Below are 22,265 nucleotides of genomic sequence, written 5' to 3' on the forward strand. Positions count from 1 at the left end.
GCTGCCCCGCGCCGGGTTCCCCGTCACGCGGTGTCTGCTCTGCCCGTTCTTCCCCGGGGCGGCGCGGCGTTTGGGCTCAGCGCATTTCTTCCGCCGGGGTTACGCCCAAGATACCAAGGCCGGCGGAAATGACAACCGCGACGGACCGCGCCAGCGCGATTTTGCTCTGGCTGGTGGCGGCATCGTCCTGAAGGAAGCGCAGCGCGGGCTCGTCATGGCCCTTGTTCCACAGCGCATGCAGATCCGAGGCCAGTTCGTTGAGCCAGATCGCCACCTTATGCGGCTCGTGCCCCTTGGCGGCGATCTCGACCAGGCGCGGCCATTCGGAGAGCTTTTTCATCAGCCCGAGCTCGGCCTCGTGATCCAGCACCGCCAGATCCGCCTGCATCAGCGCCCGGTCGGAGACGTCGATCCCCGCCTCGGTGGCCTTGCGGATCACCGAACAGACGCGGGCATGGGCGTATTGCACGTAAAAGACCGGGTTTTCCTTTGATTGCTCCACCGCCTTGGCGAAATCGAAATCGAGCGGCGCGTCGTTCTTGCGCATCAGCATGACAAAGCGGGTCACGTCAGGGCCGACCTCGTCGACCACGTCGCGCAGGGTGACAAAGGTCCCTGCCCGTTTCGACATCTTGAAGGGCTCGCCGTTCTTGAAGAGCTTCACCAGCTGGATGAGCTTGATATCGAGCGGCACCCTGCCCTCGGAGAGCGCCGAGACCGCCGCCTTCATCCGCTTGACATAGCCGCCGTGATCGGCGCCGAACACGTCGATGAGCTGGTCGTAGCCGCGGCTCACCTTGTCGTAGTGATAGGCGATGTCGGGGGCGAAATAGGTCCAGCTGCCATCGGATTTCTTGATCGGCCGATCCACATCGTCGCCATGCTCGGTGGATTTGAACAGGGTCTGCTCGCGCGGCTCCCAATCCTCGGGCGTCTTGCCCTTGGGCGGTTCCAGCACGCCGCGATAGATGAGGCCCTTGTCGTTCAGGCTGTCGATCGCCGCTTCGATCCGGCCAGTGCCGTAGAGCGATTTCTCCGAGAAGAACCGGTCCATCTTCACGCCGAGCTGCGCCAGATCCTCGCGGATCAGCGCCATCATCTCCTCGGTGGCGAAGTTGCGGATCTCTTCGAGCCAGACCTGCTCGCCCTCGCCGACATATTTGTCGCCGACCTGCTCTTTCAGCTTTTCGCCCACCGGGATGAGGTAATCGCCCGGATAGGTGCCGTCGGCGAATTCCACCTCATGGCCCTGCGCTTCGAGATAGCGCAGATAGACCGAGCGGGCGAGCACATCGACCTGCGCGCCGCCATCGTTGATGTAATATTCCCGCGTCACGTCAAAGCCCGCGAAATCCAGCAGGCTGGCCAGCGCGTCGCCGAAAACCGCGCCGCGGGTATGGCCCACATGCAGCGGGCCGGTAGGGTTGGCGGAGACATATTCGACGTTGATCTTTTCGCCCTGCCCCATATGCGAACGCCCGAAAGCCGTGCCGTCCGTCAGGATCGCCTGGGGAAGCTGCTGCCAGAGCGACGGCGCCAGACGCAGGTTGAGAAAGCCCGGCCCCGCGACCTCGGCGCTGACGATGCGCTCGTCGGCACCGATCTTGGCGGCCAGCGCCTCGGCAATGTCGCGCGGTTTCTGCTTTGCGGGCTTGGCCAGCACCATTGCGGCATTGGTCGCCATGTCGCCATGCAGCGGGTCGCGCGGAGGTTCCACCGTCACGGGGGCGGTGTTGAGGTCGACGGGCAGTGCACCCTCGGCCTGCAACGCCTCGATCGCCTGTAGCACAAGCGCGCGAATGTCGGTGAAGAGGTTCATCGGTCGTGTCTCCATACGGTCGGCGATCCCTCTACCACTTTGGCGGTTGGGGTCAAATGCCCCTGCGGTGGCCCCGACGAAAAGAGCGGGCCGCGCGGGCCCGCTCTGTTCGTTTTTGGTGGCTGGCCGCCGGGCGACCGCCGGTCAGGCGTTGGTGAGGATCTCGACATACTCGTTGCGGATCGGGTCGAAGAACGGCGTCGAGGCCTGCCACCACCACATATTGCCCAGCACCTCCTCGGTATAGACCTCGTTAAACTGGCGCTTGAACTCGTCGCTGGCGTAATCGGCGGCGCCGACCACGGCGGAGTTGTAGCCGGTGTTGTTGGCGAACATGCCGCCGGTCTCCGGCTTCAGCATGAAGTTGATGAAGGCGACCGCCTGCTCCGGGTTCGGCGCGTTGCGCAGGATGCCCATCGTGTCCATCCAGGTGATGATGCCTTCCTTGGGCGCGCGATAGACGTAATCGGGGTTTTCGCGGTTGAGCAACAGGCCGGTGGTGTCCCAGGTCTGGCCGATGACACAGCCCGCATCCTTGAAGGCGGCGGTCGCCTCGGTGGCGTTGTTCCAGAAGGCGCCGATGTTTTCCTTATGCGCGAGGATCCACTGGGTGATGGCACCCCAGACGCGGCGGGCGTCGTCCTCGGATTTGTAGACGTCGAGCATGCGGTTCGAGGGCACCTCGCCGGTGGCGTCGAGATAGAGCCCCGCACCCATGATCACCGATTTCTGGCGGAAGGCGGCGGCGCCCCGGGCGGCCTCTTGGGTGAAGAGATCGCCAAAGGAGAGATCGGCGTCCGAAATCGGCAGCGCGGCGCGGTTCAGCGTGAGGCCCTCGGTGCCCCAGTCATGCGGCAGCAGGATCTGCTTGCCGGCATGGGTGGCGCCTAGCGCGACGCTGTCGCGCAGGAAGCTCGGGTAGATCGCGTCCATGTTCACCGTCTCGGGGACCGGCGCGAAATAGCTGTCGCCACTCTCGTCGAGATAGTTCACCGCCGTGTCGATGGAGGGGAAGACCACGTCGAAATCGCCGCCATTGGAGGCGCGCACGATGGATTGCGCCTCGTCGTTCGAGCCGAAAGTGGTGAGATCCAGCGTGATGCCGGTCTCGGCCTCGAAGGCCTCGGCGATGTTCGGCTGAACGTAATCCTGCCAGGCCAGAACCTTGACGCTGCCCGACGCGGCCAGCGCGTCATGGGCGCGCAGGATCGCGGGCGCGGCCACGACGGTGGCGGTCAGCTGCATGGCGGTACGGCGGGTGAGCTTCATGGTCGTATCCCTTCGGAGAGTCCGGATGTGTCAGAAAAAATGACTGACCGCCGGGTAAAGGGAGATGGACTCAGCTTGATGACGGTTCGGTTACAGCTTCATGACGCCCCGCCTCATGCCGCCTGACCGGGGGCGGCGCGCGCCGCCGCCGCGCCCTGCCCGCCCGCAGGCTGACCGATATCGAAGCGCGCCACCAGTTCCGAGAGCGCGCCGGCATCGCTGCGCAGCATATGGGCGGCGGCGGTGGACTGCTCGACCATGGCGGCGTTCTGCTGCGTCACCCGGTCGAGATTGCCGACGCCGACATTGATCTCGTTGAGCCCCTGCGCCTGATCGGTGGACACGCTGGCGATGCCGCTGACCAGATCGGAGATCTGCCCGACCTGATGCACCACATCCCCCAGCGCCTCGCCCGCCCGCTCGACAAGCTGCACGCCCTCCTTGACCTGATCCGCCGAGCCGCTGATCAGCGTCTTGATCTGCTGCGCCGCGTCCGAGCTGCGCTGCGCCAGCGCCCGCACCTCGGAGGCGACCACCGCGAAGCCGCGTCCGCTCTCGCCGGCGCGCGCCGCCTCGACCCCGGCATTCAGCGCCAGAAGGTTGGTCTGAAAGGCGATGTCGTCGATCACCCCGATGATCTCGCCGATCTGATCCGAGCTTTGCGCAATGCCGGCCATGGCAGAGACCGCCGAGCGCATGATCTCGCCATTCTCGTCGGCCATGCGGGCGGCGCCGCGCACGTTTTCCTCGACCTCCTTGGTGGTGCGGGCGGCGTCGCGCACGCTGCCCAGAAGCTGCTCGAGCGCCGCCGCCGTCTGCTCCAGCGTGGCAGCCTGGGTCTCGGTGCGGTGCGACAGGTCGTCAGAGCCGCTCGCGATTTCCTCGGCGTTGCTGTGAATGTTCTGGGCGCTCACCCGCACTTCGTTGATCGCGTCGCGCAGGCTGTCGACGGCGCGGTTGAAATTCTCGCGCAACGCCTCGTATTCGCTGGGAAACCGCTCCTGGATGCCTTCCGCCAGACCGCCATCGGCAAGCCGGTCGAGCGCCTCTGTCAGGTGGCGCACGACGCGGTCCTGAGCCGCATGCGCCGCCATGCGCGCCTCCTCCGCCGCGCGGCCCTGCGCCAGCGTGGCGGCGAGATCGCTGAGATGGCGCGCGATCTCGCCGAACTCGTCCGAACGCTCGCGCTGGTCGACGGCGCTGTCGTAATCGCCGCGCGCCACCCGGGCCATGGCCGCGTCGAGCCCGCCGAGCGGGCGCGCGATGATCCGGCGCAGCAGGAAGACGGTGAGCGCCATCATGACGACGAAGACCGCCAGCGCGGTCATCTGGATCTCGCGCTTGTCGCCGGCGGCGCTGGCCAGCACCGCCCGGTCGGTCCAGATCATTGCCACCGCGCCGGCGGGATCCGCGCGTCCCGGCAGCAGGATCGGCGCCGCGACCCAGAGCCCGTCCTGCGCGCTCTGCACCGAGGCTTCCGCGACCGCACGCGCCGCCAGCGCCGCGAGCGCGGCACGGTCGCCGGCGGCGACGCCCGCATCGGCAAGCACCGTGCCGTCCGCCTGCACCACAGCCCCGCCAAGCGCATCCGCGCCGCCACTCTGCAAGCCGAGCGACAACTGCTCGCCGAGCTTGCCCTCGTCCTTGAAGCGCAGCGGCTGCACCATGGCACCGGCCTGGCTTTCGACGGTCTTGTGCGCCATGGAGACGACCCCGTCGCGCGCGATGCGCATGGTCAGGTGCCAGGATTGCCAGGCCATGACCGAGGCTACCGCGATGGTTGTCACCGCCAGCAGCAGCGCCGCGCGGACGAACACCGAATGGAAAAGGCTGCGCAGCCGCGCGCCGGTTGCGGCGAGTTGCATTGAACGGACCTCCGGGCCGGATTACATCAGCAGATCGGCATTCACGCCCACGGTCATCGCCCCGATGGGCGCGCCGGTCTCGGGATCGCTGAGGGTGAGCGAGATCTGCGCCTGATAGCTCTGGCTCGATTCGTCGAATTCCACCTCGCCGTAATGCACCGCGCCGGCGCCCTGCCCGTAAGTCTCGGTGAATTTCGCCTCGTCGCCCTGCCAGTAATCCGAGGTGATCGCCGAGGCCGCCACGTTGAGCCCCTGCGCATCCATCACGAAGATCTCGGTGATGGCGCCCTGGGCCGCTCCCACATGATCGCGCAGGAACGTCGCGAGATCGCTTTCGACCACGGCGGAGATCGTCGGCGTGTCGGCGGCGCCGATTTCCGCCTGCCAGGCACTGTCCAGCGCGTCGATCCGCGCGGCATCATACCCGGCCGTCTGAGCATTCTGCGCCTCGATGGCCGCGATCAGCGCGGGATCCTGCGCCCAGGGCTGAATGCCGCTTTGCAGAAAAGCCTCCATCGCCGTGCGGGCATCGACGGCAAAGGCCGGCGCGGCGGACACGGCCAGCAGGGCCGCGCAGATAAACGTCTTCATTCACTCCTCCTTCGGAACACCCCCGACCGGGGGGCACGCCCCTTCTCTCTAGAGGCCAAATCCTCACGGCAGGTTAAGACGCGGCCTCACTGCCCGAACCGCACGCATTCGGGCATCACAGGCCGGGAAAGCGCTATTATAGGTCTGGCCTTTTGCCCCGTACCCGGCTAGGCGGTCGCGCAACACTTCCCGAAAGGCTGGACAATGGACCTGCGCAATATTGCGATCATCGCCCACGTGGACCACGGCAAGACCACGCTCGTCGACGAACTGCTGAAACAGTCAGGCGTCTTCCGCGAGAACCAGGCCGTGGCCGAGCGCGCCATGGACAGCAACGATCTGGAACGCGAGCGCGGCATCACCATCTTTGCCAAGCCGACCTCGGTCGAGTGGAAAGGCACGCGGATCAATATCGTCGACACCCCCGGCCACGCCGATTTCGGCGGCGAGGTGGAGCGGATCCTGAGCATGGTCGATGGCGTGGTGCTGCTGGTGGACGCCGCCGAAGGCCCGATGCCGCAGACCAAATTCGTGACCTCCAAGGCGCTGGCGCTGGGGCTGCGCCCGATCGTGGTGCTGAACAAGGTCGACAAACCCGATGCCGAACCCGACCGCGCGCTGGATGAGTGTTTCGACCTCTTCGCCTCGCTCGATGCCGACGAGGACCAGCTCGATTTCCCGCATATGTACGCCTCGGGCCGCAACGGCTGGGCCGACGCCGAGCTCGACGGGCCGCGCAAGGATCTCTCGGCGCTGTTCAACCTGGTGGTGAACCACGTCCCCGCCCCCAAGCAGATCAAGCATCAGGACGAGGATTTCCGGATGCTCGCCACCACGCTGGGCTCGGACCCGTTCGTGGGCCGTCTGCTCACCGGCCGGATCGAGACCGGCCGCGTCAAGGTCGGCCAGACGGTGCAGGCGATCAGCCGCATCGGCCAGAAGATCGAACAGTTCCGCATCACCCGCGTGCAGGCCTTCCGCGGCCTCGGACAGGCGGATCTCGAAGAGGGTCTGGCGGGCGATATCGTCTCCATCGCGGGCATGTCCAAGGCCACCGTGGCCGACACGATCTGCGCGCTGGCGGTGGACGAACCGCTCGACGCCCAACCCATCGACCCGCCGACAATCACCGTGACCTTCGGCATCAATGACAGCCCGCTGGCGGGCCGCGACGGCAAGAAGGTGCAGTCGCGCGTCATCCGCGAGCGGCTGATGAAAGAGGCCGAGGGCAATGTCGCGATCAAGATCGCCGACACACCCGGCGGCGAGGCCTTCGAGGTCTCGGGGCGCGGCGAACTCCAGATGGGCGTTCTGATCGAGAACATGCGCCGCGAGGGGTTCGAGCTGTCGATCTCGCGCCCGCAGGTGATCATGAAGGACGACAACGGCGTCACCATGGAGCCGGTCGAAGAGGCAACCATCGACGTCGATGACGAATATTCCGGCGCGGTGATCGAAAAACTCACCGGTGCGCGTAAGGGCGAGCTGGTCGAGATGCGTCCGGCGGGCGCGGGCAAGACGCGGATCATCGCGCATGTGCCCTCGCGCGGGCTCATCGGCTATCACGGCGAGTTCCTCACCGACACCCGCGGCACCGGCGTGCTGAACCGGGTGTTCCACGGCTGGACCGAGCACAAGGGCCCGATCCCGGGCCGGCGCGCCGGCGTGCTGATCTCGATGGAGAACGGCGAGGCGGTGGCCTATGCGCTGTGGAACCTCGAAGATCGCGGCAAGATGTTCATCGGTGCGCAGGCGCCGGTCTACACCGGCATGATCATCGGCGAGCATTCGCGCGACAACGATCTGGAAGTGAACCCGCTGAAGGGCAAAAAGCTGACCAACGTGCGCGCCTCGGGCACGGACGAAGCGGTGCGCCTGACCACACCGGTCACGCTGAGCCTTGAAGAGGCCATCGCCTATATCAACGACGACGAGCTCGTCGAAGTGACGCCCAACGCGATCCGCCTGCGCAAGCGCTATCTCGATCCGCATGAGCGCAAGCGGATGGCGAAATCGGCGCAATAAGGCGGCGCGAAATTCGCAGGGAACGGTGGGCAGGATTGCCCACCCTACACGAGGCCTATACGCGCGAGCCGCGCCATCGCCTGCCCGTGGGTTGGCGATCTGACCGACGAACCTCTTACTTTATCCCTGCCAGATCCGAAGGATCTCGACACTTTGCGCGATCGTCACCAAATCGCCAGCCCGGCGGACGGGCCGGCGATGGCGCGGCGCCCTTCGGGCTTGCCCCGCGCCCGAGCGCTGCTCGACCGTAGGGTGGGCAATCTGCCCACCGTTCCACGAGAGCCACGAAGCGCTCTCACTCAAGAACCAAATGAACCCGCCGGTTCTGGCGGCCCTTGTTCTCGATCTTGCCGAGGCGGATGCGCCCGATCTCGCCCGTCCTTGCCACATGGGTGCCCCCGCAAGGTTGCAGATCGACCTGATCGCGCCCGCTGCCGATACGCACCAGACGCACGCTCCCCTTGCCGCGCGGCGGCTGCACCGTCATCGTCTTCACCAGACCGGGATTGGCGTCGAGCACCGCTTCCTCGACCCAATCCGCGCTCACCACCAGATCGCGGTCCACCAGATCGTTGAGCGCCGCCTCAATCGCATCGCGGTCTTCGGGCGGTTCCGGCATGGCGAAATCGAGCCGTCCGCTGCCCGCCGAGACCGCGCCGCCGGTCACCGGCAGCGGGATCACCACCGAGAGCAGATGCAGCGCCGTATGCACGCGCATATGCTTGTAGCGCCGGTCCCAGTCGATGCGCTGCGCGACCGGCGTGCCCACCGGCGGCAACGGTACGGGCTCGGCGGGCACAAGCACCACCGCGCCGTCCTCCCCCGGCACCGCCGTGGCGATGGAGAGCGCGCCTCCCGACCATTCGATCCGCCCGCTGTCGCCAGGCTGGCCACCGCCCTTGGGGTAGAAGACCGTGGCATCCAGCACCAACCCGCCCTCGGGCGTATGCGCCACCACCACACCCTGCGCGTCGCGCAGATAGGCGTCTTCGCGGAACAGTGCCTCGCTCATCGGCCCTCTCCTCCTTCGCTGTGCTGACCGTCGTCGCCGTCGCGCCCGGTGGGCATCACATCCGAGCGGCTGCTCTGCTGCGCCTCAGCTCTAACGCGGGATGCATCATCCTGCCCGGTGCTCTCGTCGCTGGCGGAGGACGGCGTCCCGTTGCTGTCGCGGGCGAACAGCGCCTCGGGATTGCGCAGCCAGACATCGCGCTGTGCAAACGGGATCTCGATCCCCTCTTCCTTAAAGCGGCAGGCGATCTCGTGGTGGAAATCCGATTTCACGACCAGGATCTGTCCGACATCGCGGATCACCGCGCGGATCACGAAGTTCAGAGAATCCGCACCGAACTCCTCGAAAGTGACCATCGGTTCGGGGTTCAGCAGCACCATGTCGTGCTCGCGCACCGCCCGCAGGATCACCTCCTCGACCTTGCGCGTATCGGTGCCATAGGCCACGCCCACATTCATCACGACCCGGCCCAGCACATTCGAGCGGGTATAGTTGGTCACCCGCCCCGACACGAAATCGGAGTTCGGCACGATCAGCTCGGTGCGGTCGAAGGTCTCGATCCGGGTCGAGCGCACCGCGATGCTCTTGACGATGCCATGCGTGCCGCCGGTCTCGATCCAGTCGCCCTCGGAGATCGGCCGCTCGATCAGCAGGATGATGCCCGACACGAAATTCGACACGATGTTCTGGAGGCCGAAACCGATCCCGACAGAAAGCGCACCCGCCACGATGGCGAGCGACGAGAGGTCGAGCCCGGCGGCGGTGATCGCGATAAGCGCCGCGAGGAAGATGCCGACATAGCCCAGCCCCGAGACGATGGCGGTCTGTCCGCCCGGGTCGAGCTTGGTCTTCGGCAGAATCGAGCTGCGCAGCCCGCTCTGGGTCAGCCGCGTCAGCGCGTAGCCGATGACGAAAACCACCAGGAAGGTAAAGAAATCGGCGGGCGAGATCCGCGTGTCGCCGAAGGTGAAGCCTTCGCGGAACCGCGCCCAGACCTCGGTGAGATCGGCCACCCGCGCGCCCCAGACCAGCGCCAGCAGAGGCAATGCGCCGATCAGCAGCGCCAGACCGGCCAGAACCGGGATCAGCCCGTCCGCATCCTGCGCGCCCTTGCCGGTGACCAGCTCGTAGAAATCGTTGACGACGCGCTGAAGCACCAGCACCAGCGCCAGCACCGCCAACGTCGCCACTGCCGGGTAGACGGTCGCCTGACCGACCGCATCGTAGCCGATGGCCGACATAACCGGACCGACCACCGCCAGCACCACCGCCGCGCGGCCGATGATCCGCGCCAGCCGCAGGCGGAAATGCGAGCCTTCGAGCAGCGTGCCCTCGGTGGCCCGCTCGGGAGTCAGCCCCGAAAGGATATGGCCCAGCCGCGACAGCATCAGCGCGCAGAGCACCAGGATGGGGAAATCCAGCACCACCCGGGTGGTATCCGAATAGGAAAAGATCTCGGCGGTGGTGAGCCCGGCCGAGCGCAGCACGAACAGGACGGCCAGCAGGTTGGAATAGTAGCGGGCCTCGCGGCGCTGTGCCTGTGGCAGCGGCAACGTCGCGATATCGTCGTTCTGATGGAAACTCTGATCGGCCAGCCAGCCGATCAGCAACAGCGCGCCACCCCAGACGGGAAGCTGCTCCAGCATCAGCCGGCCCTTGACGCCGGCGAGCCCCGTCGCCTGAAGCGCCGCGGTGAGCAGCACCAGCCCGGCAAAGGGCAGCATGATGCCGCCGATCGAGAGCAGGAAGCCCCAGACGCCGGTCCCGCGTCGGGTGCTTCGGCGCAACCAGTTGATCGCCATGCGCATCCATGCCGGGCCGCGTATCACCAGCAGCAGCGCCAGCCCGACCAGCAGAAGGATCACCGGCAGATCGCGCCGCGCCTCGCGCAGCGTCACGTCGGATTGCAGGTTCTGGTGCAGCTCCGACCACAGGCTGTGCCAGGACGCCGCGAGCGCATGTGCCGCATCCGGCCAGAGCGACGGGTTGAGCGGCGACGGTCCCAGCGACAGCAGCGCATCGGCCTGCCGCGCTCGGATCATCTCGTCGATCTCGCGGATCAGCCCGTCGGCGCGGGTATAGGCCTCCTCGGCCTGCCGCACCGGCGCCTGAAGGCGCCCGAGCTCGTCGTTCAGCTCGGCGCGCCGTGTGGCGATCTCCTCGGGTTCGCTTTCGCCCTCCGCCGGCGGCTCTCCCAGCGCGGCGATCTGCGATTGCAGCGTCTGGATACGCGTGGCGTTGGTGCTTTCGGCCTGAAGGAAGCTCTCACGCCAGCCCGCGACGGTGCTGCGCAGATCTTCGAGCGCGGCGTCCGACGCCTGTCCGTTCTCGATCACCTGTTCCGCCCGGGCCGCGACGGTCTCCCAGGAATCGTAACTCAGATCTCTGTCCTGCGCCCGGAGCGCCCCGGCGCTCAGCGCCAGGAGGAGAGCCAGGCCGACGGCGGCGAACCAGCGCGTAAAGGCGGTCATGCGTCCTCGAAAACACCGGGTATGGAGGCGGGGGCGCGGTCCAGCCAGGCCGGCACGGGCAGCCCCTTGTCCTTCAGGAATGCGGGATTGAACAGTTTCGACTGATACCGCGTGCCGAAATCGCAGAGCACGGTGACAATGGTGTGACCCGGGCCCATCTCCTGCGCCATGCGGATCGCGCCCGCCACGTTCACGCCCGAAGACCCGCCGAGGCAAAGCCCCTCGTCCTGAAGCAGATCGAACACCACCGGCAGCGCTTCCTCATCGGGGATGCGGTAGCTGAAATCGGGGGTGAAGCCTTCGAGATTGGCGGTGATACGCCCCTGCCCGATGCCCTCGGTGATCGAGTCGCCGGGATTCTCCTGCCCGGTATATAGCTTGTAGAGCCCCGCGCCCTCGGGATCGGCGAGCCCGACCTTGACGCCCTTGGGTTGCAACGCCGCCGCGACGCCGGCCAGCGTGCCGCCGGAGCCCACCGCGCAGATGAAGCCGTCGACCTTGCCGTCGGTCTGATCCCAGATCTCGGGGCCGGTCATCTCGATATGCGCCTGACGGTTGGCCACGTTGTCGAACTGGTTGGCCCAGATCGCGCCATGCGCCTCGGTCTTGGCGAGCTCTTCGGCGAGACGGCCGGAATAGCGCACATAGTTGTTGGGATTCGCATAGGGTGCGGCGGGCACCTGTACCAGCGCGGCGCCGGCCAGACGGATCATATCCTTCTTTTCCTGGCTCTGGGTCTCGGGAATCACGATGACGGTCTTGAACCCCATCGACGCGCCGACCAGCGCCAGCCCGATCCCGGTATTGCCCGCGGTGCCCTCGACCACGGTGCCGCCGGGCTCCAGCAGCCCCTTCTCCACCGCATCGCGGATGATGTAGAGCGCGGCACGATCCTTGACCGACTGGCCGGGGTTGAGAAACTCCGCCTTGCCGAGGATGGTGCAGCCTGTCATCTCGCTGGCCTTGCGCAGCTTGATGAGCGGCGTATGTCCGATGGCCTGCGCCAGATCCTGTGCGACCCGCATGGGTGCCCTCCCTCTTTCACGGTCTGAAACACAGGTTTAGGGCCGCGTGTTTGGGAACTCAAGCGCTGCGGCGCAGCTCCTCACGATGACGTGCCAGCCAGTAGAGCATCATCACCAATGGCCCGGCATTCACCTCGCCGCTGTCGACCAGCGCCATGGCCCGCTCGAACGGGATCACATGGCTGCGAATATCCTCGTGCTCCTCATCCAGCCCGCCCAAGCCGTTATCGGCCTCGCTCAGCTCGCAAAGCCCCAGAAAACAGTGGAAAAACTCGGTCGTATAGCCAGGCGAGGCATAGACGCGCATCATTGGACGCAGCTCTCTGAGCTGCACGCCGGCCTCTTCCTCGGCCTCGCGCAGGGCGCAGACCTCCGGGCTTTCTCCGGCATCAACCAGCCCCGCCGGCGGCTCCAGAATCGAGGGTTTGGGATCGCCGCGCAGCACCGGGCCGTAGCGTAGCTGTTCGATCAGCAGCACGCGGTCCGTTTCGGGATCGTAGGGCAGGACGAGTGCCGCGTCATAGGCGACAAATCCTTCGCGGCTGAGGGTCTCCGTCATGCTGCCGTCGAAGCGTCGGAAACGCAGATCGAAATCGCGCAGGCGGAAGAAACCCTCAAAGCCCGGCCGGTCGCGCAGGATCTCGACCGTATCGAGCCCGCGAGCGGAGCGCAGCGCATGCGGGGCGTCCTGTCGGGCCAGCTCACGCGCCCAGGCCCGCGCCGCCAGAAACGGGCGCAGCCTGGCCATCGTCTCGGGCTCTGTCCGGCCGTACTGCGCCATGATCTCGCGCGCGGTGCCGCAGGCCAGCCGGCCCCATTCGGCGGCCCACTCGGCCAGATCGAAAAGCCGCTCGCCATCCGGCACACATCCCAGCGCGCGCGCCAGCGCCTGCACCGTGGCGCCGTCCGACATTGTCACGGACATCTCGCGCAGGACGTCGACGCTTTCCCCCTCGTAATAGGCCAGCCGCGCCAGATCCTGGTTGGAGAGATCCCGCAACAGCACCCCCTCGGCGGCAGCGCCGGGGGTTTGGCAGAGTACCGCTTCCGGCGCCCCTTTCGCGGCGACCTCGTAGACCGAATAACCCGAAAGCCTCGCCGTCTCGCAGGCCACTGCGCGGCCAAGAACCTTCTCTCGCAAGGGCGCATGACGAAGCGGTCCGAAGACAAACAGATCGGCCATGCCGTTCTCCCTCAGCGCCAGTGGCGCGATGCGGTTTCCGACAGCAGACCGGTGACGATGGCTCCGGCGAGCATCATGGTGAAAAACCCGCTGTCGAGCAGGATCTGGCCAAAGTCGATGCCGATTTCGAAAATCGCGGCAAAGGCCTCCATCGCGCTGTGATAGCGGTGCCGCATCGCCAACCGCACCATTTCGTTGGCCGACTGCACGAACAGCCCCCACAGGATGAGAGCCACCACTCCGGTGATGCCGTGCGAGACCGCAGAGGCCATCCCCCGCCCGGCGCGCGGACCGACGATGATCCAGCCGCAGAGAAATCCGATCACGCAGTTCACCTGCGTGAAGATGCCGAAATCGGTGGTCTCTTCCGGCAACGTCTTGATGTATTGCGACCCGAAATAGGCCAGCACCAGCATGCAAAGCGCGGCGACCAGGCGGGCGGCGGTAAACATCTGCGACGGGCCTCAACTGCGTGATTATTGATTGACGCTAAGGTAACGCCGCCGCGTCGCGATCTGCAAGCGCTGCGCGGCCCTGTGCCAAAGCCGGTCTGCGCATGTGACCCTTGCGAAACATCTGGCCCGGTCGCGCTCAGAAATCGCGCGCCTCATAGGCCGCCAGCGCCGCCTTGCGCCCGTCGTCGGCGCTGACCACCGGGTCTGGATAGGCATCGCCCGGCGCCATCGCCCAGCTCTCGGGGATCGCGTCGAAATAGCTGAGCGCAGTCTCGGGCGGGCGGCGCTGCCCCTCGGCGATCCAGCGCGTGACATAGGTGCGGTCGGGGTCGAATTTCTCGCGCTGGGTGATCGGGTTGAAGACGCGGAAATAGGGCGCCGCGTCCGGGCCGCTGCCGGCGGTCCATTGCCAGCCGAGCGCATTGGCCGCCGGATCCCAGTCGATCAGGCAGTCGGCAAACCAGTCCATTCCAATTTTCCAATGACACATCAGGTGCTTGGTGAGGTAACTTGCGACGATCATCCGGGCGCGGTTGTGCATCCGCCCCGTCACATACATCTCGCGCAGCGCCGCATCGACAAAGGGAATGCCGGTGCGGGCGCGTTTCCAGGCGATGACCTCGCGGCGGCGCTCATCCTCGTTCCAGGGGAAGCCGCCCCATTCCTCGCGCCAGTTGTCCTCCAGCAGATGCGGCGTGTGCCACATCAGGTGATAGGCGAATTCGCGCCAGACCAACTCCTTCAGCCAGGTCTCGGCGCCGGGCTTGCCCGCCTCCTGCGCGCGCTTGCCGGCGTGCCAGCATTGCGCCGGGCTGATCTCGCCCAGGCTGAGATTTTCCGACAGGTTGGAGCAGCCGTCCTCGGCCACCATATTGCGCCCGTCCTTGTATTCGGCGATGCGCCCCGAGACAAAGCCGCCAAGCCGCCCCTGCGCCGCCGCCTCGCCGAGCTGCACATAGGGCCGCACCACCGCAGCCCCCCGCCGCATCGCAGCGCCGAGTTGCCAATCCTCCAGCGCATCGCTTTCCGGCCAGCTTGCGGGAGCGGGCAGCTTCGACGGCGCCGGCAGCGGCTCGGGCACATCCGTGCCGCAGACCGCGCGCCAGAACGGCGTATAGACCTTGTAGAACCCGCCCTGCTTGGTCTCGACGCTCCAGGGCTCGAAAAGCAGATGGCCGCCATAGCTTTTGGCGTCGACGCCACGATCCTTGAGCGCGGATTTCACATCGGTGTCGCGCTCGACCGCAGCCGGATCGTAGGCGCGCTGCCACCAGACAGCACCCGCGCCGGTCTCCGCCACCAGCGCGTCGAGCACCTCGCGCGCAGGCCCCGCACGAAAGATCAGCCGGCTGCCCTTCTCCGCCAGCGCCTGCGCAAAGACCTCCAGCCCCAGCCCCAGCCGCCATTTAGGCGCCGCGCCGAGCGCATCGACCGTATGGTCGCGGATGAAGACCGGGATCACCGGACGCCCCGCCTGCCCCGCCGCGTGCAACGCGGCGTGATCGCTCAGCCGCAGGTCGCGGCGGATCCAGACGAGGACGGGGGATGGCTCTGACATGGCGGCTTTCCTTGTTGCCCGGCAGACAGATAGCGCCCACGCGGCAGGGTCAAGCCACCGGCGTCACAGCACCCGGTCGAGCGCTTCGATCAGCTTTTCCACCTCGTGCTGCGCGGTGTAATGCACGAAGGAGAGCCGCAGCACGCCCATCGCCGGATCGACGCCCATGGCCTGCAACGGGCGCACCGCGTAGAAATCGCTGCCCCCTGCCATGATCCCGTGCTCCGCCAGCGCCCGCGCCGCCGCCTCCGCCGGGCCCTGCAAGGCCACCGCCACGGTCGGTGCGCGGTGCGCGGCATCGCGCGGCCCCAGAAGGCGCACCGAATTCCGGTTGCCCAGGAAGTCGAGCAGCGGCTGCATCAGCGTCACCTCATGCGCATGCATGAGCCCCGCCACCTCGCGCGGGGCGACGCCCTCATGCGCCGCCAGCGCCTCGATATAATCCACCATGCCGGCGCTGGCCGCGACCTGCGCATGATCCGGCCCGGCGGGGGTGAATTTCTTGTAGAGCGTGTCGCCATTGAAGAAATGCGCCTGGTTGGGCAGCGCCTCTCCCAGCGCGCGGCGCATGACCATGATGCCCTGATGCGGCCCGTAGGTCTTGTAGGCCGAGAACAGGTAGATATCGCAGCCGAGCTCCCCCACATCCGGGAAGCCGTGCGGCGCATAGCTCACCCCGTCGACACAGACCCAGGCGCCGGCGGCATGGGCCAGCGCGGTGATCTCGCGCACCGGGTTGATCTCGCCCACCACGTTGGAGCAATGCGGGAAACAGACCAGCCGCACCTTCTCGTCGAGCAGCTTTTCCAGCGCTGCCGGGTCGAGATGCCCGGTCTCCGGGTCGATCTTCCATTCGCGGATCTCGATCCCGTCCTCGGCCAGCCGCCGCCAGGGGCCGGAATTGGCCTCGTGATCCTGATTGGTGACGACGATCGCCTCGCCGGGCATCATCCGCTGGCGAAAGGCCTGGGCCAGCACATAGGTGTTCTGCGTGGTCGAGGGGCCGAAGCTCAGCTCATCGCTCTCGACCCCCAGCAGCCCGGCCAGACGGCTGCGCGCCTCGTCCATCTCGGCTCCGCTCGCCTCCGAGGCCGGGTATGGCGCATAGGGCTGGACCTTGCGCTGATGGTAGAAACGCGTCAGCCGTTCGATCACCGGCTGGCAGGTATAAGACCCGCCCGCATTCTCGAAAAACGCCCAGCCTTCCAGCGACGGCTCGGCAAAGGCGGGAAACTGCCCGCGCACGAACTCCAGATCCAGCATATGTCCGACTCCCCTGAGATTGCGGCGGAGAAAACCGGCGAATGCGCGGAGCGTCAAGGATCGGCGCGGCGAACCTTACGTGAGTTTGGGGGATGGCCCCGGATCTGTGGGTTGGAACCCCACCCTACGCTGCCGGATCGCCGGACATGCGGGCCTTTGCCCGTTTACGCCGAACCAACCGCACCGTTGCGAATGCGGCAAATACATATGGCGTCGCGAGGAACACGACGGCGAAGATTGCCGAAAGCGCCCAGCCAATCCCAAGACGCGCGTTGATCAGGTCTTGTGCGATCTGCCGGTGTTTCGGAGCGACCGTGCGGAGCTGCTCTTCAAAGGTAAAACCCGCTGGATCGGTGCCCAGCCACCAAAGCTTGAGATCAATGGAACGATCCGCCCAATAGTAGCAGATGAAAGTCACGATGGCGGTCAGCATCAGGCTAAGGGCCAGCCCCGGAACAAGACGCAACCGGGTCATCGCGATCCCTGGCGGAATCGCCAGCGCCACAATCGCAAGCGAGATCGTCGCTAGGTTTATGAGCAAAAACATAGGGAACCGCCCTTTGGTCACGGATGACAGGACCATATCGGCTGACTGGAAACAACCGTTCCAAACCTTGCCGCACGCGGACGGACTAGTACCGGATCGGTTTGGCGGCGGCTTGGCGCATGCGTCGCTCCAGGCTCCCCCTTCCAAGGACACAACGCAACACCTCACAGGGCTCGCGTTGCCACCCTGCGCCACAAAAAAGCGCGCGGGCCCGAGGGCCCGCGCTCATTCAGATCAAACCTGGCTGACAGGTGTCAGGCCCGGCGTTCCGCCAGCAGCCCGCGCCAGATCGCAAAGCACATGATCAGCAGCACCACCGTGAACGGCAGACCCGTCGAGATCACCATGGATTGCAGCGAGGACAGACCGCCCGCCGAAAGCAGCAGCACGATGGCCACGGCGCCCTCGAAGATGCACCAGAACACCCGCTGCGGCACCGGCGCGTCGACCTTGCCGCCCGCCGTGATCGTGTCGATCACCAGCGAACCCGAGTCCGACGAGGTGACGAAAAACACGATGACCAGCACGATGCCCACAATCGAAGTGATCCCGGTCAGCGGCAGCGCGTCGAGCATCTTGAAGAGCTTCAGCTCGAGCGAGGCCTCTTGCGCGGCGGTGTAGCCGTCGGCCAGCACCTGATGGATCGCCGCACCGCCGAAGATGCTCATCCACAGCACGCAGACCAGCGAGGGGATCAGCAGCACGCAGACCACGAATTCCCGCACGGTGCGCCCGCGCGACACCCGCGCGATGAACATGCCGACGAAGGGCGACCAGGAAATCCACCAGGCCCAGTAGAACGAGGTCCAGCCTTGCATGAAGTTCACGTCCTCACGCCCGACCGGATTCGACAGCGCCGGCAGGTATTCGAGATAGGCCACCAGATAATCGACAAAACCGGTCAGCAGCGCCACGGTCGGCCCAACCAGCAGCACAAAGATCAGCAGCAGGAACGCGAGCCCCATATTGATCTCGGAGAGGATTTTCACCCCGCCGTCGAGGCCGCGCAGCACCGAAATCAGCGCGATGGCGGTGATACAGGAGATCAGGATCACCTCGGTGGTCGAGCCCACCGGAATGCCGAACAGCTCGTTCAGGCCCGCGTTCGCCTGCGTCGCCCCGAAGCCCAGCGAGGTCGCCAGGCCGAACAGCGTCGCGAACACCGCCAGCACGTCGATGATATGGCCCCACCAGCCCCAGACGCGCTCGCCGAGCACCGGGTAGAAGGCCGAGCGGATCGTCAGCGGCAGCCCCTTGTTATAGGAGAACAGCGCAAGCGCCAGCGCCACCACCGCGTAGATCGCCCAGGGGTGCAGCCCCCAATGGAAGATCGTCGCGGCAAAGGCCAGCCGCGTCGCGCCCAGCTCGTCGCCCGCCGCGGCGCCCAGCGGCGCCCAGTCGGTGCGTACCCCGTCCTCGCCAACGGCCGTGCCACCGAAGGAGGAGGAGAAATGGCTCATCGGCTCGGACACGCCATAGAACATCAGGCCGATGCCCATGCCGGCGGCGAAGAGCATCGCGAACCAGCCCATATAGCTGTAATCCGGCGTCGCATCCGCCCCGCCGAGCCGCACCTTGCCCACCGGCGTCACGATCAGCAGCAGGCAGAAGATGACGAAGATATTGGCCGCGCCCAGAAAGAACCAGTCGAAGCCTTTGGTCACGCTGTCGAACAGCCAGCTGAAGACATTGCCCGCCTGCTCCGGCAGCGCCAGCGTGTAAAAGGTAAAGGCAATGATCGCGAGACCCGAGATCAGAAAGACCGGGTTGTGAATGTCCATCCCGAACGGGCCGATCTGGGTCTCGATATTGTCCTGACCGATCGTGTAATCGGTGTCGATGATATCCGCCGTGCCTTCCGGCGCGGGGATACCCTGGTCGTCGCTCGTGTCACTCATGGCACGAAACTCCCTATTGTTGTTCTGTTGGTCTCGTGCGCCTCAGCGCACGAGCATCACCGACACATCCGCATGGGTGGCGATGCTGCCCCCGTTTGCGGGCCAGAAGCGGTCGGCGACATTGGGAATGTGACTTGCCATCACCACCAGATCCGCCCCGGTCTCCTTCACCGCCTTCAGCAGCGTCGGATCGAGGTCGATGCTCGGATCGTGGCTGGCATAAGCCTTGGAGTCGGTGGCGATGCCGCGCAGCTCACCTTGCTCCGCAGCGAAGGCCGCAAGTTTCTCGCCATATTCCGCCGGTGTGCGGGCGATCGACGAAGGCTGTTCCGTGGTCACCCCCACATAGACCGCCGTCGCGCCGTAATGCGCCGCCAGATCGGCCGCGCAAAGCAGGGCTTTTTCCAGCTTTTCCGCATGGCCCAGGTCCACCGGCACCATAATACGTTCGAACAAGGATCCCTCCTTTTCCTGTACCGCCGGGTTCGTCCCGGCACGTTCTTCAGGCAAAGACCGGCTTCCGGCAAAGAAAGATGCGGGGCTGGCCCGCGCAAGAACCGGGCCTTCGCCCTGTCTGTCCTGCGCGGCCTCAGTCACCCCGCATTAACACAAAGCTAACGCGAAAGTGAGGGGAGGTGCAAACCGACGCGCCGGTAAAACGCTCGAAAACGACATTTCGGCGTCGGTAAAACCAAATTTTCGCAGAGGGTTGCGACGCATTCCGCTCAGAAAGCGTCGCTTTTGGGCGATGCATCGGCTCGACAAAAAACCGGTGTCTGCCCGGTTCCGCGCCATTCAGAGCCAGGGGCCCGCTTCCGGCATGAAGGCCAGATCGCTCGTCCAGCCGACGCCGCCCGCTGCCGTCACCATCGCATGCACCTGCCCCCGGTGATGGGTCTGGTGATTGAACATATGCGCCACGCATAGCCCCAGCGGCTTAACCTGCTCGCGCCCGGTGGCGCCGGAATACCAGCGCAGATCGCCCTTGAGGTCGAGCGATCCCAGCGCCTCGGCCCAGAGGATCAGGCGCGAATCCACCCGGAACCGCTCGGCGCTCCAGACCGAAAGGGTCGGCGTCATCTCGACACTCTGCGCAATCCCGCCCTCGGGCGCCGGCCAGTTGGCGAAACGGCTCATCCAGATCCGGTCGCCCCAAAGCAGATGGTTCACCGTGGCGAAGATCGAGCCGAAAAACGCTCCGCGCTCGGCGCGCAGCTCTGCCTCGGGCAAGGTTTCGAGCGCGTCCTTCATCTGACGGTTCTGCCAGGCGTTGAAGCGCGCCAGGCTCAGCGCAAGATCAGGGCTCAGCATCGGTTCCGGCTCCGGTGGTTCGCGGCGCAACGCCCCGCGCAGCGGCGTGGCCCTGGACATCCAATCGTCTGGTACTGAAGCGGAAACCCCATCGCTCTGCAAGCGTCCTGGCCCCGAGCACCTCTCGGCGGAGCACGCGCGCCGCTTTGTGCGCCAGCCCCCCGGCATGCCGCGCGGGGGCGGCTATCACGCGTCGCCGGCCCGCAGCCGCCCCGCGACGCGGCGCAGCAGGGCGTTGACGATCACCTTATGCGCAAACCCGACCGGCAGCATATAGGCCCGTCCGAAGAGATTGTGCGTCACCACCGACGAGGTGACCGTCAGGCACGCGCCGCTCGTGGTGATCGTGGTCATCACGTCGAGATGCCGGTCGCGCTCGGTCAGCACCAGCGCCTCATCAGAGACATGTTCGACCAGAAAGAAATCCAGCCGGTCCCCTACCTGCACGGTCTGCGCCTGCCGACCGGAAAACCCGCCGATCCGCTTCACGCCGAACCGCGCGGAGATCGCATCGCGCAGCGCAAAGGCCGTCCGCATCACCGGCAGTGGCTCTGCGACCATAAGGTTCCACGCCTCGACCGCAGTGAGCGGATGCGGCAGCGCCAGCACACGCGTGTCATGATAGTCGAGCTCCTCGGGCGGCCGCAGCAGATGGGTGTCCCCGTGCAGGATCATGGTCTTTCCTTCCCTCGCCGCAACGCGCGCAATGCCCGCGCCAGACGCTAGCCGGGGCCGCCCGGCGGCGACATGCGACACGCTGCCCGACGTGGCGGCATCGGCGCGGGCTTACGCATTATTGGGTATTCACAGCCGATCACGGCTCCGTTAGCGTCCGAACACTGGCAGGCCCCGGCCCGCCACGCGCCCTTGGGAGGGGGCGCTCATCAGGGAGGAGACCAAAATGAAAACGACCCTCGCGGCGGCCGTTGCCGCTTCGTTCGCCATGTCGGGCGCCGCCTCGGCACAGGAGCTGTTCGAAATGACCAGCGGCTATGCGAACAACCTGCCGATCCTCGGCACCGCATCCGTCAATTTCGTCGAAAAGATCAACTCGATCTCCACCGAAGTGGAATTCGAGCATTTCAACCCCGGCGAGCTGGTGCCGGCGCTGGAGATGCTGGATGCCACCTCGAACGGGTCTGTCGATGCCGCCTATTCGACCTCCGGCTACTGGCAGGGCAAGATGAACGCCGCCGGGCTCTTTGCCGCCGTGCCCTTCGGCCCCGAGCCCGGCGAGATGCTGGCGTGGATGCTCTACGACGACGGCATGAAGTACTTCCAGCAGATGTACGATGACAACGGCTACAACGTGAAGGTCATCCTCTGCGGCATGTACGCGCCCGAGACCTCCGGCTGGTTCAAGAAAGAGATCAACTCGATGGACGATCTCAAGGGGCTCAACATGCGCTTCTTCGGGCTCGGCGCCGAAGTCATGGCCAAGCTGGGCGTCTCGACCTCGCTTCTGGCGGGCGGCGACATCTTCCCGGCGCTGGAGCGCGGCGCCATCGACGCGACCGAATTTTCGATGCCGCTGGTCGATGCCAATCTCGGCTTCTACAACATCGCGAAATACAACTACTTCCCCGGCTGGCATCAGCCCTCGACCATGTTCGAGCTGCTGATCAACAAGGACAAGTGGGAAGACCTGGACGAGACCGCCCAGAACCAGATCGAGATTGCCTGCATGGCCAACCTCGCCGACAACTTCGCCGAGGGCGAGGCCAAGAACTTCCCGGCGATGAAGGAAAACGTCGAGGAACACGGCGTGCAGATCAAGAACTGGAACGAAGAGCAGCTTCAGCAGTTCGAGCGCGCCTGGCTGGAAGTGGCCGACGAGCTGGCGGCGGAAGACGAGTTCTTCGCCGAAGTCTGGGCCGATCTTCAGGAATTCCGCGAGGGCTACAAGCTCTGGGGCAACAATATCTACCTGCCGCGCCCCTATCTCTCGGTCGCCGGACAGTAAGCCGCCGCGA

Annotated in this window: 18 protein-coding genes; 2 read left to right on the top strand and 16 right to left on the bottom strand. The window is 65.9% G+C overall.

Annotated features, from left to right (window positions below):
• Positions 1 to 76 precede the first annotated feature (76 nt).
• The 4 genes from argS to I6N89_RS04835 all read right to left on the bottom strand — a co-directional run bounded on the left by argS (position 77) and on the right by I6N89_RS04835 (position 5,544).
• Positions 77 to 1,819: an arginine--tRNA ligase gene (gene argS, locus I6N89_RS04820; RefSeq protein WP_207017076.1), complete on the bottom strand. Its 1,743-nt coding sequence runs from the start codon at positions 1,817 to 1,819 to the stop codon at positions 77 to 79.
• 144 nt (positions 1,820 to 1,963) lie between these two features.
• Entirely contained in the window at positions 1,964 to 3,088 is a 1,125-nt protein-coding gene (locus I6N89_RS04825) for an extracellular solute-binding protein (protein ID WP_207017077.1), read from the bottom strand.
• Between the two features lie 113 nt (positions 3,089 to 3,201).
• A complete protein-coding gene (locus I6N89_RS25390) occupies positions 3,202 to 4,953 on the bottom strand; it encodes a methyl-accepting chemotaxis protein (RefSeq protein ID WP_236016432.1) in 1,752 nt (583 codons plus the stop codon).
• A gap of 21 nt (positions 4,954 to 4,974) precedes the next feature.
• Positions 4,975 to 5,544, bottom strand: a complete 570-nt coding sequence (locus I6N89_RS04835; RefSeq protein ID WP_207017078.1) for a hypothetical protein — start codon at positions 5,542 to 5,544, stop codon at positions 4,975 to 4,977.
• Between the two features lie 204 nt (positions 5,545 to 5,748).
• Between I6N89_RS04835 and typA the strand changes: the two genes are divergently transcribed.
• Complete coding sequence (gene typA / locus I6N89_RS04840; protein ID WP_207017079.1) at positions 5,749 to 7,569, top strand: translational GTPase TypA; 1,821 nt, start codon at positions 5,749 to 5,751, stop codon at positions 7,567 to 7,569.
• 295 nt (positions 7,570 to 7,864) lie between these two features.
• On the opposite strand, the gene I6N89_RS04845 is transcribed toward typA, so the two are convergent.
• The 12 genes from I6N89_RS04845 to I6N89_RS04900 all read right to left on the bottom strand — a co-directional run bounded on the left by I6N89_RS04845 (position 7,865) and on the right by I6N89_RS04900 (position 20,967).
• Positions 7,865 to 8,581 (bottom strand): alanyl-tRNA editing protein, encoded by a 717-nt coding sequence (locus tag I6N89_RS04845; RefSeq protein WP_207017080.1) that lies wholly within the window; start codon positions 8,579 to 8,581, stop codon positions 7,865 to 7,867.
• Positions 8,578 to 11,052 carry a DUF3772 domain-containing protein gene (locus I6N89_RS04850; RefSeq protein ID WP_207017081.1) on the bottom strand — a complete coding sequence of 825 codons (2,475 nt, stop codon included), beginning with the start codon at positions 11,050 to 11,052 and terminating at the stop codon, positions 8,578 to 8,580. The genes I6N89_RS04845 and I6N89_RS04850 overlap by 4 nt, the downstream gene beginning before the upstream one ends.
• A complete protein-coding gene (locus I6N89_RS04855) occupies positions 11,049 to 12,077 on the bottom strand; it encodes a cysteine synthase A (RefSeq protein WP_207017082.1) in 1,029 nt (342 codons plus the stop codon). Before I6N89_RS04855 ends, I6N89_RS04850 begins: the two co-directional genes overlap by 4 nt.
• 58 nt (positions 12,078 to 12,135) lie before the next feature.
• Positions 12,136 to 13,260 carry an NUDIX domain-containing protein gene (locus tag I6N89_RS04860; RefSeq protein ID WP_207017083.1) on the bottom strand — a complete coding sequence of 375 codons (1,125 nt, stop codon included), beginning with the start codon at positions 13,258 to 13,260 and terminating at the stop codon, positions 12,136 to 12,138.
• A gap of 11 nt (positions 13,261 to 13,271) precedes the next feature.
• On the bottom strand, positions 13,272 to 13,712 hold the full coding sequence (locus tag I6N89_RS04865) for a TrgA family protein (protein ID WP_207017084.1): 441 nt from the start codon (positions 13,710 to 13,712) through the stop codon (positions 13,272 to 13,274).
• 139 nt (positions 13,713 to 13,851) lie between these two features.
• Positions 13,852 to 15,273 carry a cryptochrome/photolyase family protein gene (locus I6N89_RS04870; RefSeq protein ID WP_207017085.1) on the bottom strand — a complete coding sequence of 474 codons (1,422 nt, stop codon included), beginning with the start codon at positions 15,271 to 15,273 and terminating at the stop codon, positions 13,852 to 13,854.
• Between the two features lie 63 nt (positions 15,274 to 15,336).
• Positions 15,337 to 16,536 (bottom strand): aminotransferase class V-fold PLP-dependent enzyme, encoded by a 1,200-nt coding sequence (locus I6N89_RS04875; protein ID WP_207017086.1) that lies wholly within the window; start codon positions 16,534 to 16,536, stop codon positions 15,337 to 15,339.
• Between the two features lie 124 nt (positions 16,537 to 16,660).
• Positions 16,661 to 17,083, bottom strand: coding sequence for a hypothetical protein (locus I6N89_RS04880; RefSeq protein WP_207017087.1), 423 nt, complete (start codon positions 17,081 to 17,083; stop codon positions 16,661 to 16,663).
• Positions 17,084 to 17,337: 254 nt separating this feature from the next.
• Positions 17,338 to 18,981: a BCCT family transporter gene (locus tag I6N89_RS04885; RefSeq protein WP_207017088.1), complete on the bottom strand. Its 1,644-nt coding sequence runs from the start codon at positions 18,979 to 18,981 to the stop codon at positions 17,338 to 17,340.
• Positions 18,982 to 19,023: 42 nt separating this feature from the next.
• Complete coding sequence (locus tag I6N89_RS04890) at positions 19,024 to 19,437, bottom strand: universal stress protein (protein ID WP_207017089.1); 414 nt, start codon at positions 19,435 to 19,437, stop codon at positions 19,024 to 19,026.
• A 339-nt stretch (positions 19,438 to 19,776) separates the two neighbouring features.
• Positions 19,777 to 20,292, bottom strand: a complete 516-nt coding sequence (locus I6N89_RS04895; protein ID WP_207017090.1) for a DinB family protein — start codon at positions 20,290 to 20,292, stop codon at positions 19,777 to 19,779.
• Between the two features lie 186 nt (positions 20,293 to 20,478).
• Positions 20,479 to 20,967, bottom strand: coding sequence for a DUF2867 domain-containing protein (locus I6N89_RS04900; RefSeq protein ID WP_207017091.1), 489 nt, complete (start codon positions 20,965 to 20,967; stop codon positions 20,479 to 20,481).
• A gap of 226 nt (positions 20,968 to 21,193) precedes the next feature.
• Between I6N89_RS04900 and I6N89_RS04905 the strand changes: the two genes are divergently transcribed.
• Complete coding sequence (locus I6N89_RS04905) at positions 21,194 to 22,255, top strand: TRAP transporter substrate-binding protein (RefSeq protein ID WP_207017092.1); 1,062 nt, start codon at positions 21,194 to 21,196, stop codon at positions 22,253 to 22,255.
• Positions 22,256 to 22,265: the final 10 nt, after the last annotated feature.

This window comes from Salipiger abyssi (genome assembly GCF_017311415.1).
GTDB classification, from domain to species: domain Bacteria; phylum Pseudomonadota; class Alphaproteobacteria; order Rhodobacterales; family Rhodobacteraceae; genus Salipiger; species Salipiger abyssi_A.